This is a genomic window from Lactobacillus delbrueckii subsp. delbrueckii DSM 20074 = JCM 1012 (assembly GCF_001433875.1).
Classification (GTDB): domain Bacteria; phylum Bacillota; class Bacilli; order Lactobacillales; family Lactobacillaceae; genus Lactobacillus; species Lactobacillus delbrueckii.
Window position 1 is genome coordinate 2,432 of sequence record NZ_AZCR01000033.1, and the last position, 13,279, is coordinate 15,710.

Annotated in this window: 10 protein-coding genes, 1 tRNA gene and 1 pseudogene; 4 read left to right on the top strand and 8 right to left on the bottom strand. The window is 49.7% G+C overall.

Annotated features, from left to right (window positions below):
* Positions 1–3: 3 nt before the first annotated feature.
* The 6 genes from FD23_RS05630 to yycF form a co-directional block, all read right to left on the bottom strand.
* Entirely contained in the window at positions 4–1,287 is a 1,284-nt protein-coding gene (locus FD23_RS05630; protein WP_025895959.1) for a S1C family serine protease, read from the bottom strand.
* Positions 1,288–1,381: 94 nt separating this feature from the next.
* Complete coding sequence (locus FD23_RS05635) at positions 1,382–2,179, bottom strand: MBL fold metallo-hydrolase (RefSeq protein WP_002877724.1); 798 nt, start codon at positions 2,177–2,179, stop codon at positions 1,382–1,384.
* A gap of 18 nt (positions 2,180–2,197) precedes the next feature.
* On the bottom strand, positions 2,198–2,998 hold the full coding sequence (locus tag FD23_RS05640) for a two-component system regulatory protein YycI (protein ID WP_025895962.1): 801 nt from the start codon (positions 2,996–2,998) through the stop codon (positions 2,198–2,200).
* On the bottom strand, positions 2,999–4,555 hold the full coding sequence (locus tag FD23_RS05645) for a hypothetical protein (RefSeq protein WP_052933518.1): 1,557 nt from the start codon (positions 4,553–4,555) through the stop codon (positions 2,999–3,001).
* Entirely contained in the window at positions 4,545–6,440 is a 1,896-nt protein-coding gene (walK, locus tag FD23_RS05650; RefSeq protein ID WP_052933517.1) for a cell wall metabolism sensor histidine kinase WalK, read from the bottom strand. The genes FD23_RS05645 and walK overlap by 11 nt, the downstream gene beginning before the upstream one ends.
* A 46-nt stretch (positions 6,441–6,486) precedes the next feature.
* Positions 6,487–7,215, bottom strand: a complete 729-nt coding sequence (yycF, locus tag FD23_RS05655) for a response regulator YycF (protein WP_052933516.1) — start codon at positions 7,213–7,215, stop codon at positions 6,487–6,489.
* 126 nt (positions 7,216–7,341) lie between these two features.
* On the opposite strand from yycF, the gene FD23_RS05660 reads away from it, so the two are divergent.
* The 4 genes from FD23_RS05660 (at position 7,342) to FD23_RS05675 (ending at position 10,038) form a co-directional block, all read left to right on the top strand.
* Positions 7,342–7,414 (top strand) — tRNA-Lys (locus tag FD23_RS05660).
* 62 nt (positions 7,415–7,476) lie between these two features.
* On the top strand, positions 7,477–8,253 hold the full coding sequence (locus FD23_RS05665) for a lysophospholipid acyltransferase family protein (RefSeq protein ID WP_025895964.1): 777 nt from the start codon (positions 7,477–7,479) through the stop codon (positions 8,251–8,253).
* A gap of 27 nt (positions 8,254–8,280) precedes the next feature.
* On the top strand, positions 8,281–9,105 hold the full coding sequence (locus tag FD23_RS05670; protein WP_025895965.1) for a glycosyltransferase family 8 protein: 825 nt from the start codon (positions 8,281–8,283) through the stop codon (positions 9,103–9,105).
* A 63-nt stretch (positions 9,106–9,168) separates the two neighbouring features.
* Positions 9,169–10,038 carry a 1-acyl-sn-glycerol-3-phosphate acyltransferase gene (locus FD23_RS05675; RefSeq protein WP_025895966.1) on the top strand — a complete coding sequence of 290 codons (870 nt, stop codon included), beginning with the start codon at positions 9,169–9,171 and terminating at the stop codon, positions 10,036–10,038.
* A 44-nt stretch (positions 10,039–10,082) separates the two neighbouring features.
* Here the strand turns inward: FD23_RS05675 and FD23_RS05680 are convergent, their stop codons facing one another.
* Together FD23_RS05680 and FD23_RS09700 are read right to left on the bottom strand one after the other, a co-directional pair.
* Positions 10,083–10,331 carry a hypothetical protein gene (locus FD23_RS05680; RefSeq protein ID WP_003616266.1) on the bottom strand — a complete coding sequence of 83 codons (249 nt, stop codon included), beginning with the start codon at positions 10,329–10,331 and terminating at the stop codon, positions 10,083–10,085.
* Between the two features lie 734 nt (positions 10,332–11,065).
* Positions 11,066–13,181, bottom strand: a pseudogene (locus FD23_RS09700) (glycoside hydrolase domain-containing protein).
* Positions 13,182–13,279 lie beyond the last annotated feature (98 nt).

Consider the following 13,279-nt stretch of genomic DNA (forward strand, 5'->3'; position numbering starts at 1 on the left):
AAATTAGTTGCTTGCCTGCAGGGTTACCGTGAAGGTCATGGTCTTGCCATTCCGGTTGACCGTAATCTTGACCTTATCACCAACACTGTGGCTGTACAGGATGCTGTGCAGGGTGGCTACGTCGTTGACCGTCTTACCGTCAGCCGCCGTAATCACGTCGCCCTTCTTGATCCCGGCACTGGCTGCCGCGCTGCCTGAAGTTACGCCGGCCACGTACAGGCCCTTCTTCAGACTAGTTGAAATGCCCAGCTGCTTCTTGTAGTAGCTGTTCAGTTCATCAATTGCTGCTACCTTGATGCCCAGTTGCGGCCGGGTGATCTTCCCATTCTTGACCAATTGGTTGACGATCGTCACAACTTCGTTTGACGGGATCGCGAAGCCCATCCCTTCGACGGAGTCGCCACTGCTGGAGCTGGACAGCTTCATGGAGTTGATCCCGATAACCTGACCGTCAGAGTTGACCAGGGGCCCGCCGGAGTTACCGGAGTTGATGGCCGCGTCAGTCTGGATGACCGTCATCTGGTTGGAGTTGTAAGTGATCGTCCGGCTTGGTGAGGAAATGATCCCTTGCGTTACCGTAGACGCGTATTCATACCCTTCTGGTGAACCGATGGCAATCACCGTCTGCGCGGACTGCAGGCTGCTGGAGTCACCAAATGAAGCGGTCTGAGTCACGTACTTGGAGTCGATTGACAAAACTGCCAGGTCACTGGTTGAGTCCTTGCCGACAACCTTAGCAGCAATCGTCTTCCCGGAATCCAGCATGACCTTCACCTTGGCTGCCCCAGAAATAACGTGGTTGTTAGTGACGATGTAGCCCTTACCGTTTGCCGTCGTGTAGATGACCCCGGAACCCTCAGAGTACAAAGTCAAAGACTTCTTGGAGCTGGATGAGTCTGAACTGTCCGAGTCATCGTAACCAAATATACTGAAGATGTCAGAGCTTGATGATGAACTGGAAGTATGCTTGTAGTTCAAAACTGAAATAACCGAGTTCTTCACCTTCTTGTAGGCGGAAGTCATCGTCCCGCTGGTAGTCCTGGACTTGTTGACCTTAGTCGTGCCGCTGGATGAAGTCGTCACTGACCCGGTTTCACCAGTGTTGCTACTGCTTGAGCTGGCCGTGGATGATGAAGCATTGCTGTTCAAATTGGCTGCTGACAAGCCGCCGTAGGCAATCCCCCCGCCCAAAAGACCGGCAACGACCCCAATGATGGCCGCTTTAGTTAGCAAACGGTTGTTTTCCTTCTTGCGCGTGTTTCTTTGCTTATCTTGTTCTTCAGACATAGTTATCACTCCTTATCGTTGCCATTATCATATCCTAGCTTTTTGAAGTATATATGAACAAAACGTATTAATTAAAAGCTTTAAATCCTCTGTATTATAAATTAATTAAAGAACTCGGCGTCATCGGCTCGGTATCGTGCAATTCCAGGTCACTGGCCACGTCGGCGTCTCTGGCCGCCAAAACCTCTTCCGCCACGTCCCGGGCCAAATAGTTTAAATTGTTCTGCTGGCTGCGGTGGGCCATGAAAACATGCTTGGTTTTAGAACTGATAACCCTGGCCAGAGTCTCAGCCGCCTGCTCGTTTGACAGGTGGCCGTGGTCTGACCGGACCCGCTGCTGCAGGCTCCAGGGATAGGGGCCGCTTCTCAGCATCAGGTCGTCATAGTTGAACTCGAGCAAATAAGCATCCGCGTCTTGAATCTCATATTCGACTTCTTCAGACACGTAGCCCGTGTCCGTCAAGCAGGCCAGGCGCTTGCCCCCGCTGGAAAAAACGTAGTACTGGGGCTGGGCCGCGTCATGGCTAGTGGCAAAAGCCGTCACTTCCAAGTCCCCATAGCACTTGGTCTGGCCCGGCTCAATCACATTGATCTGGTCTTTCGGCAGGCAGCCGATCTTCCCGGTCTCCTCCAAGTACTTCCAGGTGCCCGTGTTGCTGAAGGCATTCAGCTGGGGATAGCGGCGCATAAGGACCCCCATCCCCCCGCTGTGGTCGCCGTGGTCATGGCTTAAAAAGACAATGTCCAGATCCTCGATCGCCACACCTACCTTGGCTAAAAGCTCCTTGGTCTTCTTGCCTGAAAGGCCGGCGTCCATCAAAATCTTGTGCTGGTCAGTCATCAGCAGGCTGCAGTTGCCCGCTGATCCGCTCGATAATACCGCGAATTGCAAATTTTTTCCTTCCTGCCCTTAATCGTCCAATGTACTGTTTTGCAAAAGCTGGCCGCTGAAGGCGTTGACCCGCTTCAAGCAGCTGCTCTTGCTTCTCTTATTTTCGATCCAGACCAGCCAGGTCGGGACGAAAATCACGCTGCCCCGGACCTCGGTCAATTTGGTGTAGCCCAGCTTGACCTGCATTACCCGGGAGTTGTCGGCCAGTTCCCGGGTGGTGTAGAGGTTGGTGACCGCCCGCAAGGGGCTGATAGTTGCCTGCAGCTCGCGGACGCTGGACAAGTCAGTCAAGTAGGTCTGGTAGTAGCCCGTGATCTTCTTGTTCTTGACATTGACCACCAGCTGGGCCAGGCTGCTGTAAACCAGGCCGTACTGGGACTTCTGCACGTAAACGTAGCTGCTGTTGCTGGAGAGGTTCTTGGCATAGACATACTGCTTGCCATGCGGGACGTAATTGCTGTCATTCTTGAACTCGCCCACCGTCATCCGCTCCAGCGGAATCGCGGTCTTCATGGTCGCGTACAGGGTCTTGTCCCCTTCAGCGTAGCTGGTGGAGACGTCGCTGCTGAGCTTCTTGGCGGCTTCCTTCAAGTCGCTCTTACTTCTAGTGGCCAGGTAGTAGCCCGAGTCCCCCTTTCTGGACAGGTAAGGAACCGTAATATTGTCTGACTTCATTTCAGCCTTCAAGCTGGTTGAGGTCGTCACCGAATTGGTTGATGAGGTCAAGGTAACCGGGGCCCGCCAAAGCTCAATCAAGAGATAGATGTCGACTAAGCAGAAGAGGATCAGAAAAAGCCATTCAATTTTGCGATGATCCATTTACTTTTCTCCTTCCTTTGAGCTGGCAGAGCTTGCTGATACGGCGGAACTTGAACTGGAGCTGCTGGAGCTGGAGCTTGATTCAGCCGCCGGCTGGCTGCGGCTGCTGGAATATGCTTCCTGGCTGCCCGCCTGGCTGACGCTGGAACTTGCGCTTGCGTTGGCTTCACTGCTCGACTCATTGCTGGAATAGCTGGAAGACGAGTAGCTGCTGAAGCTGGAACTTGACCCCTCTATTAACAGATCCGTGTTTTCCGCCTTAATCTTCTTCCAGCCGGCCAGGCTGTTCCAGCTGCCGCCAACCTTGATGAAGTAGGTCGGCACCAGGGTAATCAAGTCGCTGCGCTTCTTGTCGGCCTGGATATGGTAGCCGATGGTGATTTTTTCAATTTCGCTTTCCTTGATGCCGATGCTATTCAGCTCCTTCAGCAGAGTCGCGGTTTTCGGCAAGGTCTTGACATGGCCGTCATACGGGATCGGGATCTGCAGGTTCATGCTGCTGAAAGCCACGCTGACCGACTCCGTCCCCATGGTTACCTGGGTCTGAGCCAAAGCGTCGTTGGCAAAAATCGGATAGCCTTCAATATAGTTGATGTAGGACACCGTATTGCCGCTGCTTTCAAAAAAGCGCAGGTCCTGTTCAGCCAGGCCCAGCTGCTTGACATAAGCAGCACTCTCCAGCATCTCCTGGGTGGCCGTCCGCTCCTGGCTGGTCAAATAGTTCTGGTACAGATACTGGTGGTCATTGCTCTTGCCTTCCTTAGGAATCTGCAGGCGCTTGGAATAACCAGCCGTGTAGACAGTGCGGCCGTTCTTAGCCACTGACTTCCGGTAGCTGCTGCCCAAGAGCCGGGAAGCATAGTAGCTGCTGGACTGGTAGCTGATCAGGTAGCTGTATTCCTTGGCCTTGATTTCCTTGGCATAAAAAGGCACGTAGAGCTTCTTTAAGTGCAGAAAGCTGACCTCCTGCCGGTCTTGGGCGCTCTTGACGTACTTGGCCAGCTGCCGGAAGGAGCCGGACTTGATCTTTACCCGGTAGACCCGGCTGCCCTTGTCGTTGCCGAAATAGAGGTAGCGGGTCTTGCTCTTGACCGGGACAAAGACCCGGTTGAACTGCAGGCTGGAATTAGCTTGTTTTTTGCCTAAAAGGACCGTGAAATTGATCTGGTCCGGGTAGGCAAACATAATATAGTTCTGGTCAGCCAGCAGTTTCTCATAATCACTGGCCGTGGTTGACATTTTCTCGATCGTCCCCAGCTTGACCTTTTCCAGGTACTGGACAAACTTCAAAGGCAGGTTCCGCTTGGCGTCATGGACCTGGTAGCGGACCCCGTTTTGAAAGACATAGGTCTGGCCCGGGGCATAAAAAGACTGGACATTCCGGTAGTGGGTCGACAAAGAAGCCGAGCTCTGGGAGGATGATTCATTGCTGATCCGGCTGAAGCGCTGGTCACTGGTCATCACCGTGACCCAGAGGCCGATCGAGATCAAAATCACGGTCAAGGTCGCCAGGTGGAGGAGAAAATCATTGAATTTGAACTTGAATTTAAACTTCATCCCATTCATCCTCCTCATCCATTGGTTCGTAAGGCAGGGCAATATAGAAGGTTGACCCGTGCCCTTCCCGGCTGTCTGCCCAGATCCGGCCGTCATGGGCCGTCACGATTTCCTTAGCGATGGCCAGGCCCAAACCGGTCCCGCCTTGGGCCCGGGACCGGGCCTTGTCTACCCGGTAGAAGCGGTCAAAGATCTTACCCAGGTCCTTCCTTGGAATCCCCAGGCCCTGGTCGCTGATGCTGAGCAGGATCTGGTTCTGGTTCTGGGTCAGGCGGACCGTGATGGTCCCCCCGTCAGGGGAGTACTTGATAGCGTTGTTCATGATGTTGTCGATCACCCGCATCATCTGGTCAGTGTCGATTTCCACCCAAAGGGCCTGGTTGCCCAGGTCCCGCTTGATCACGTATTCCTTGGTATCGCTCTGGGCCTCGCCCTGGTCATGTTCGACAATCATGTCGAAGCGGTTGAGCAGGTGGGAGACAAAGTCAGTAAAGTTAACCCATTCCGGTTCCAGCTTGGTGGCTCCCCGGTCCATTCTGGACAGAATCAGGAGGTCGTTGACCATCCGGATCATCCGCTCAGTTTCCTTTTGCGTCACATCCAAAAACTGGGGGGCAATCTCCGGATCCTTCCAGGCCCCTTCATTCAAGGCTTCAATATAAGCCCGGACACTGGTCAAAGGAGTCCGCAATTCATGGGAAACATTGGAAACGAACTGCCGCTGCTCGTCTTCGTTCTTGATCTGCTCAGTCACGTCATGCAAAACACAGACGGCCCCGGAAACAAAGCCCGTGACCCGCTTGATCAAGGTAAAGCTGGCGTGCAGGATCATTTCATCATCCGTGCCGGCATTGACCGTGACCTGCATGTCGCTTTGGTTGGAGATCAAGTCCTGGGAAGTGTAGTCCTCCCCCAGGCCTAAAACTTGAGAAATCGGCTTCTTGATCGCGTCTTCGGCCTTGACGTCCAGGAAGTCCTGGGCCATCTGGTTCATGATCGACACATTCCCGTGCCGGTCGGTCGCGATCACCCCGTCAGTCATGTGGGACAGGACGCTGTCCAGCCGGCGGCGCTCAGATTCTGACTGCTCATTGGACCGCTCGATCTTGGCTGAGAGGGTGTTAAAGGCCGCCCCCAGCTGGCCCAGTTCGTCATTAGAGTAGATCTTAACCTGGGTTGAGTAGTCCCCGTCAGCCACCTGGATGGCCTGCTGGCGGAGCTCTTCAATCGGCCGGGTTATTGCCCGGGAAATAAACATGGAGGCAATCGCCGCCACGACTACGGCCAAAAGTGAGGCCGTCAAGAACATCATCGAAATATTTCGCAAGTTATTGAAGACGTCAGCCATGCTGGCCCGGACGTAAACCGCCCCGACGATGTTGGTTCCGCTGGTCAGAGGCACGATCTGAACCATGAAGCTGCCCTTCTGGTCACTGGTAACCTGGGTCTTCTGCTGGCCGGAGTTGATCACTTCCCGGATATCGCCGTTGTTAGACAATTGCCCCACCCGGTTCTTGTCGCTTAAGTTGGACACGGCCCGGATCACGTTCCTGCTGTCCACGACCTGGATTTCAGAAATCGCGTCATTGCTGTAGTCAGTGATAATCTGGTTCATCTTCCGGTCAGCACTCTTGCCGTTCTTGACCAGCTGGGTAGTCAGCTGGTCGGTCACGATCGACTGCAGCTGAATCGTGGTTTGAAAGTTGTTGATGCTGGTCTGTTCCATCTGCCGGGTAAAGTAGGCCCCGATGATTTCAATCGTGGCCAGCAAAAGGAGCATGAAGATAAGGGCGATCTTGGTCTGGATCGAGCTGACCGCGCGCTTAAGCAGGTTGGTCTTCTCTTTCTTCACTTTCTCTTTGCGTGCTTTTTTATCTTTCTTCATTAATCCATCCACATAAAGAAAGCCACCTCAAACAGTGGCTCCCAAATTATTCTTCTGTTTGCTGCTTGACAAAGTAGCCGACTCCCCGCCGGGTAACCAAAATCTTCGGCCGGACCGGGTTGTCCTCGATCTTTTCCCGCAAGCGGTGAACCGTAACGTCAACCGTCCGGACGTCGCCAAAGTAGTCGTAGCCCCAGACCGTCTGCAAGAGGTGCTCTCTGGTAATAACCTGGTCCATGTGCTGGGCCATGTAGTAGAGCAGCTCGAATTCCCGGTGGGTCAGTTCGATCTTTTCCCCGTTCTTTTCAACCAGGTAGGCATCCGGCTTGATCAGCAGGTTGCCGATCTGGATGTCATTGCTTTCCTGTTCTTTTTCCTTCTGCTGGTTAACTTCCACTGCCTTCTTGACGATGTCCCGGCTGCGCAAATTGGCCTTGACCCGGGCCACCAGCTCACGGTTGGAGAAAGGCTTGGTTACGTAGTCATCCGCCCCCATTTCCAGGCCGAGGACCTTGTCGATCTCACCGCCCTTGGCAGTAACCATGATGATCGGCATGTCATGGGTCTGGCGGACCTCCCGGGCTACTTCCAGCCCGTCTTTCTTCGGAAGCATTAAGTCTAAAATCATTAAGTCAGGGTTGTATTCTTCAACCTTCTCGACAGCTTCCTCGCCGTCATAAGCGGTCTCTACATCAAAACCCTCTTTGGTCAAGTTGAACTTGATGATATCGGAAATCGGCTTTTCGTCGTCAACGACGAGAATTTTTTTAGGCATTATGAACCTCCTTCACTGTGACTATTATACTTGATTTGCCCGCCAAATTAAGAAAATTACAATTAATGTAAAAAAGAAGATTGCTTTTACTGAAATTTATGGCATAATAAAATTGTTGGTTGACACGGGTCGTTAGCTCAGCTGGCAGAGCACCGGACTCTTAATCCGGGTGTCCAGGGTTCGATCCCCTGACGACCCATCATCTCTAAGCACTGCGCTCGCAGTGCTTTTTTTATTTTACAGCAAGCGGGGGGACTTTTGATGAGTAAAAAGATTTACTACTACCACAGCGAAAGCGAGGACCTGGTCAGTTCCGCCCAGCAGGACTTCCAGCTCCCAGATGACTACCAGGTCTTCCGGAAAGGGGCGGCTTGGCAATTCTGGAACGTCCTGGTCCGCAGCCTGGCCTGCGCCTTTGCCTGGCTCTACTCCCGCCTCTTCTTACTAGTTAAAGTCAAAGGCAAGGAAAAGCTGCGCCCTTTTAAAAAGCAGGGCTATTTTGTCTATGGCAACCACACCCAGATGCTGGGTGACCCCTTCACCCCCATGACCATCGTCAACCCCTACCACTACTATGCCCTGGCCGCCCAGGCCAACTGGGGGATTCCTTTTTTAGGCAAGTACGTGATTCCGGCAGCTGCCCTGCCGGTTGGGAAAAACATCAAGCAGTCCATCCGCCTGCTCAAGGACGTTAAATACGCCTATGAAGAAAAGCAGGCGGCCATCGTCATCTACCCGGAAGCCCATCTTTGGCCCTACTACACCAAGATCCGCCCTTTCCCGGCGACCAGCTTCAACTTCCCGGTCAGCCTGAAGGCCCCGGCTTTTGCCATGACGACCACCTACCAGCCCTGCCGCTGGCGCAAGCGGCCGAAAATCACGGTCTACATCGATGGCCCCTTTTACCCGGACGAGAAGCTGGGCAAGAAGGCGGCTCAGGAAAAGCTGCACGGTGAAATCGCCAAAAGCATGCAGGAGCGGGCAAAACTGAGCACTTGCGAGTATTGCTCGTATGTTAAAATTGACAGTAAGAACTAGGACTTTTTCTACTAAGGAGGCAAAACCATGAACTTTCTTTTTTGTGGTGACCACAACGCTGAAAGAGGCGTGCTGATTGCCGTCTTATCCCTGCTCAAAGCCGAACGCGGCGAAGAGGTTCACGTCTACATCCTGACCATGAGGGCTAAGAGCAAATCCAGGTCCTTCAAGCCCTTCAGCCAGCACGCGGCCGACTTCATCCGCTCGCTCATCGTGGCTGACAACCCCAACAGCAGCCTGGAGCTGATCGACTGCACCGAAAACTTCATCAAGGAACCGCCGACGGCCAACATGGGCACCCGCTTCACCCCCTACGCCATGCTCCGGCTTTTTGCCGACGAACTGCCTCAAATTCCCGACCGCATCCTCTACCTGGACGATGACATGATCATCCGGAAGCCAGTTGACCAGTTTTACACCCAGGACTTGACCGGGACGGAACTAGTCGGGGTCCTGGACTACTTTGGCCGCTTCTTCTTCCACAATCAAAAGAAGATTTTTGACTACTTGAATTCCGGGGTCCTCCTTTTGAACATGCCGGAAATCAAGCAGACTGGCCTCTTTAAACGGGTCCGCCACTTGATGCAGGTTAAGAAGATGTTCCTGCCTGACCAGACGGCCATCAATAAATTAGCCAAAGAAAAGCGGATTGCCCCGCGTAAGTACAATGAGCAATACGCCCTCCAGGACGATACGGTCATCCAGCACTTCACCACCAGCCTCCGCTTCTTCCCTTATTTCCGCACCCAGACGGTCAAGCCTTGGGACGTGAAACGAGTCCACAGCGTGCTCAACCTGCACGAATACGATGACTTGTTAAACGAATATCTCAAGTTAAAAGATCAACTATAGTTACACGTGAAACTTACGGGTATCACAGAGATTAAATGAAAAACAAATAGGAAGGTATACAAGATGATTATTGGTGACCACCGCCTGGACGTCATCCACAATATCGAGCTAGCCGCAAACAACCGCGACTTTACGGCGAAAACCGAAATCGGCGACCCGCAAATGTCTATGGAAGAGCGGGTTAAGCTGGTTGAGGACTTCTGGGCCAAGCAGGATAAGTTCAAGACTAAGGCAGAAGGCCTAGCCGGCAACCTGATCTTGCAGGCTTTGACGCAGAAATTTTTTGGCAAGATTCAGGTAACAGGCTTAGACAAGCTGCAGCACCTAGCTAAGGGCGGGGCCATCGTAACCGCCAACCACTTCAACCAAGTTGATGCCTTAGCCGTCAACCGCCTAGCCCAAAAGACCCACCACCGGATGGAGATCGTGATTGAAGACACCAACTTGAAGCTGCCGGGCTTCTTCAGCTTCATCATGAACAATATGGGGTCCATTCCCCTGGTACAAAGTCCCAACTACATTGGGCGGGAATTTATCCATCACCTCAGCCACGCCTTCAACAAGGGCCACTGGGTCTTGATTTTCCCTGAGCAGGAGATGTGGTGGAACTACCGCAAGCCAAGAAAGCCGCAGCGCGGGGCCTACTACTTCGCGGCTAAGTGCAATGTGCCGATCATTTCCACCTTTGTGGAGATCCAAGACCTGCCAGAAGTCGAAAACGATAACGAGCACTTTTACCAAACGCGCTATACCCTGCACGTTTTGGGGGTGCTGTATCCGGACCCAACCAAGTCGGTGAACTTTAACGCGACGGACTTGATGGAAAAGGACTATTCCTTGAAGGTGCAGGCTTTTGAAGACTGCTACCATAAGAAACTGGACTACGACTTCACTCCATGGGATATCGCCGGCTGGCGCGGTGAAGATGATTAATGAATAAAAGACGCAGAGCATCGAGGTGCTCTGCGTTTTGCTTTCTATTCGACTTTATCTAGCAATTTACTGTCAACAATTTTCTCGATTTGCGCCACATCTTCACTAGAGAGCTTGAAACCCTTTTCCTTCAAAATAGCCGCAATCGAATTCACGATGTTCTGCTTTTCCTGATTAGAAAAGCCAATCCGGCGGTAAAGAGCAACGTAGTCGGCAAGAACTTGCTCTACTATAGCAACGAATTGCTCTAGCTTTCGGTTCTTTACATGGATTCGCCTTAAGATAGTTAACAAGGCGAGGCTAGCGAGCCAGATGGCAAACGCAATTAATTCTGGATATACACTTATATGCTTTTCACCTCAGTTCTTGATAGAATGTGCTAAAATCAAAACATAAATTAATTTTTCAAGAGGTAATTATGGATACTACTAATAGCATAACCTTTACTAGCAAGCTAACATTCTGGGATAAGTTTAAATGCTTTTATTTGCTACACCTTTGCAGTCTTATTTTTTTAATACGATTTCAAAAGAAGTGGCAAAAGATTCTTATTTATCTGTGGTATACCAGTGTTTGTGGATTTTCACTTGCGATTCTTGTTGTTTCCTATCCTTTTGTCACCATTAAAATGTTTATTGATGTCTTTTTAACGCTATCTTGTTTTTCGTGGGTACCAGCTATCACTGCATTCCTAATTTCACTAAAGTGCCCATCTATTATAAATCTTAAGCTTTCACCCGATAATAATTTAGGAAGAGCGCCTATAGTAAAAATAGGTGATTCAAATTCACAGATAGTATACTTAAAAAGTTCTTTACTACTTGATACTAAGAATTTCTATTTGATAATGTGCCCAAATTACTTGCCAAAGCATAAAAGCAGAGTATTCTATAGCTTCATTTCCAAAAGCCAAAACACTGCAGCGCTATCTAAAGTCAACTTTATAGCTTCCGTAAAACCACATTTTAAAAAATTCATCAAGTTGCATATTTGATGTTAAAAAATACGAACTTATTAGTCTGGGATTCTAACCTACTAACAACCCGGTAAACAATTGTGGAATAAGATCTAATAAGACTGAAAGAGTCCCTCCACTAATAAAAATAGATACTCCAGCTATTGCAACAACCGTTGAAAAGCCAATTAAGGTCTCCCATGATTTCTGATCAGTTTGACTTTGGGTTACGAGCTTCGGAACATCAACGTTTGGAATTTTCGTGCCAGTAAATAGATCTGTTGGCTTTGAAGTGACAGTGATAACTACAGACAGTTCATTATCCAATTGCTTATCCTTAGCTTCTAAAATATGGTAGATAAATTTAAGCTTGCTTTCACCAGAGTTGTTAATCGAAGCTTCTATCGCCACGTTACCATTGGTAATGCTTGCGCTTGAGATCACCTTATTTGCTTCGTTTACAACCGCATCAACACCATTTCCTTTAATATGTCCTGAAGTTTGAAGCCAATTGGCAAAACTGATTGAATCTAACTTACCGTTTGAAATAGTAATTGCAGGAGATTCATCAGCTACTGACAGCGAATTAACCAATTCTACTGAAATCTTTAAAGAAGGGATATCCACTAATTCAATCTTCTTGTTGAACTCAGCAGATACCGACTTACCAAAGCCCTTTAGTACATCAGCTGCTACTTCCCTATAAGAAATAGTACCGTATAACTGGGGAGAAAACTTATTGACACCGGCATCTTTGCCAGAAGCTGCTACTTGGTCAATATCCGTGCTGCCGATTGGATATTCGGTGAACTGGTCAAAAGCCCAATTTGTTGGCATTCTGAAACCGAGATTACCACTCCAGCCATAGGACATATCCGCCACGAAGCTGTACTTCATCCCAACTTCTTCACCATGCAAGCAGACATTTCTAGTACCATAAATACCTGGCTCATATGGACTAAGCTTCACGGCATCGATGACGCCTTTCATATAAGGAACGACTGTCCCTTCAATGTCGCTATCTTGAATATCGACATCTACTGCAAAGTAAATTACTGTCCCACTTGGGAAGCCTAGCTCAGCTGCTTTCTTAGCAGCAGTAATCCCATCTTGGTAGCCGCGGTTTCTGCTAAAGTATTCGATCTCGTACCCACCATCTTCATAGATTGGGAAGACCCGCAGCCCCGCATCAGTAATCCGTTCCAGCTCATCAGATGTTAGGTATTTGTTTCTCTTGCTTGCACCAGTACCAACAGATCCGGTTAAGTATCGGCCGACAACGCTAAAGCCATATCTCTTAAAGTTAGAAATATCCTTATCAGTAAGCTGAGCTGAAGTATCCAAGGCAATTGAATCACGATCAGTATTACCGTTACTCGTTAACAGTCCCTTAATGACTGAAAGGTCAGACTTGCCTGTAAATGGCGGCAGGTTCATAAACTTACGGAAAGCAATTACGGCACTAGTCACATCCGCATCATACTTGCCATCGCAATCACCATCATAAAAACCATTAACTAGCAAACCGTATTGGATCACCCGAACCACTTCACCGCTAGCACCTTAACTAACCGTTGGCGTTGTTGCTACAGTACCTGGACCATAATTGCCATTAGCACCTGCTACGCCAATTGCCTTTTGCAAGGCAAAGATCAAAGCTGTATTGGTTGCTCTTTGATAGATGCCATCACAGGGTAAAATCCCCAACTCATCGCCATACTTACCATTAAGATACTGCTGCATTTGTCGAACTTTTGACTTGCCTTGACCAGGGATTAAAACAAAAGCACTCATATCAAACAATGCAGCCATTAAATTAACAGTAAGCTGACCATTGGCAGTAATCCCCGCATCGCCTTGCAAGCTCTTAATAGCGGTAGTTAAATCACTGTCAAAGCTATCCGTAAAGTTATTAGGACTGATCCCTTTGCACCAAAATGCACCCTTAACCAACTTGATGATATTGCCATGATAGCCACGCTTTAAGTCGCCAATTTTCGCACTTAAAGCTTTTTTAGTGCTATCGCCAAAGCCTTCTGCAAGAGCAGTAATCCCCAATTCGTGTTGCAAGCCTTCTCTTAAGCTATAAATTGTTGGCCAACCAGTTAAGTGGTGCCTTTTTAAAACCAGATACCTTGCCATAGGTTTGATTAAGCCAAACCTGTACATCTTTTACTCTTTCGTCCATTTTGATATTCTCCTTTATTTTTTGGTTCAGTATAAATTCTTGTGTAAATAGAAAATAGGCAACAAAAAAAGAAGGGTTGTCCCTTACAATGTTAATAA

What these genes read in the sequence shown, in the direction of transcription:
- FD23_RS05630 (WP_025895959.1), bottom strand. Translation starts at nt 1,287, where the DNA reads ATGTCTGAAGAACAAGATAAGCAAAGAAACACGCGCAAGAAGGAAAAC.
- FD23_RS05640 (WP_025895962.1), bottom strand. Translation starts at nt 2,998, where the DNA reads ATGGATCATCGCAAAATTGAATGGCTTTTTCTGATCCTCTTCTGCTTA.
- FD23_RS05645 (WP_052933518.1), bottom strand. Translation starts at nt 4,555, where the DNA reads ATGAAGTTTAAATTCAAGTTCAAATTCAATGATTTTCTCCTCCACCTG.
- walK (WP_052933517.1), bottom strand. Translation starts at nt 6,440, where the DNA reads ATGAAGAAAGATAAAAAAGCACGCAAAGAGAAAGTGAAGAAAGAGAAG.
- yycF (WP_052933516.1), bottom strand. Translation starts at nt 7,215, where the DNA reads ATGCCTAAAAAAATTCTCGTCGTTGACGACGAAAAGCCGATTTCCGAT.
- FD23_RS05665 (WP_025895964.1), top strand. Translation starts at nt 7,477, where the DNA reads ATGAGTAAAAAGATTTACTACTACCACAGCGAAAGCGAGGACCTGGTC.
- FD23_RS05670 (WP_025895965.1), top strand. Translation starts at nt 8,281, where the DNA reads ATGAACTTTCTTTTTTGTGGTGACCACAACGCTGAAAGAGGCGTGCTG.
- FD23_RS05675 (WP_025895966.1), top strand. Translation starts at nt 9,169, where the DNA reads ATGATTATTGGTGACCACCGCCTGGACGTCATCCACAATATCGAGCTA.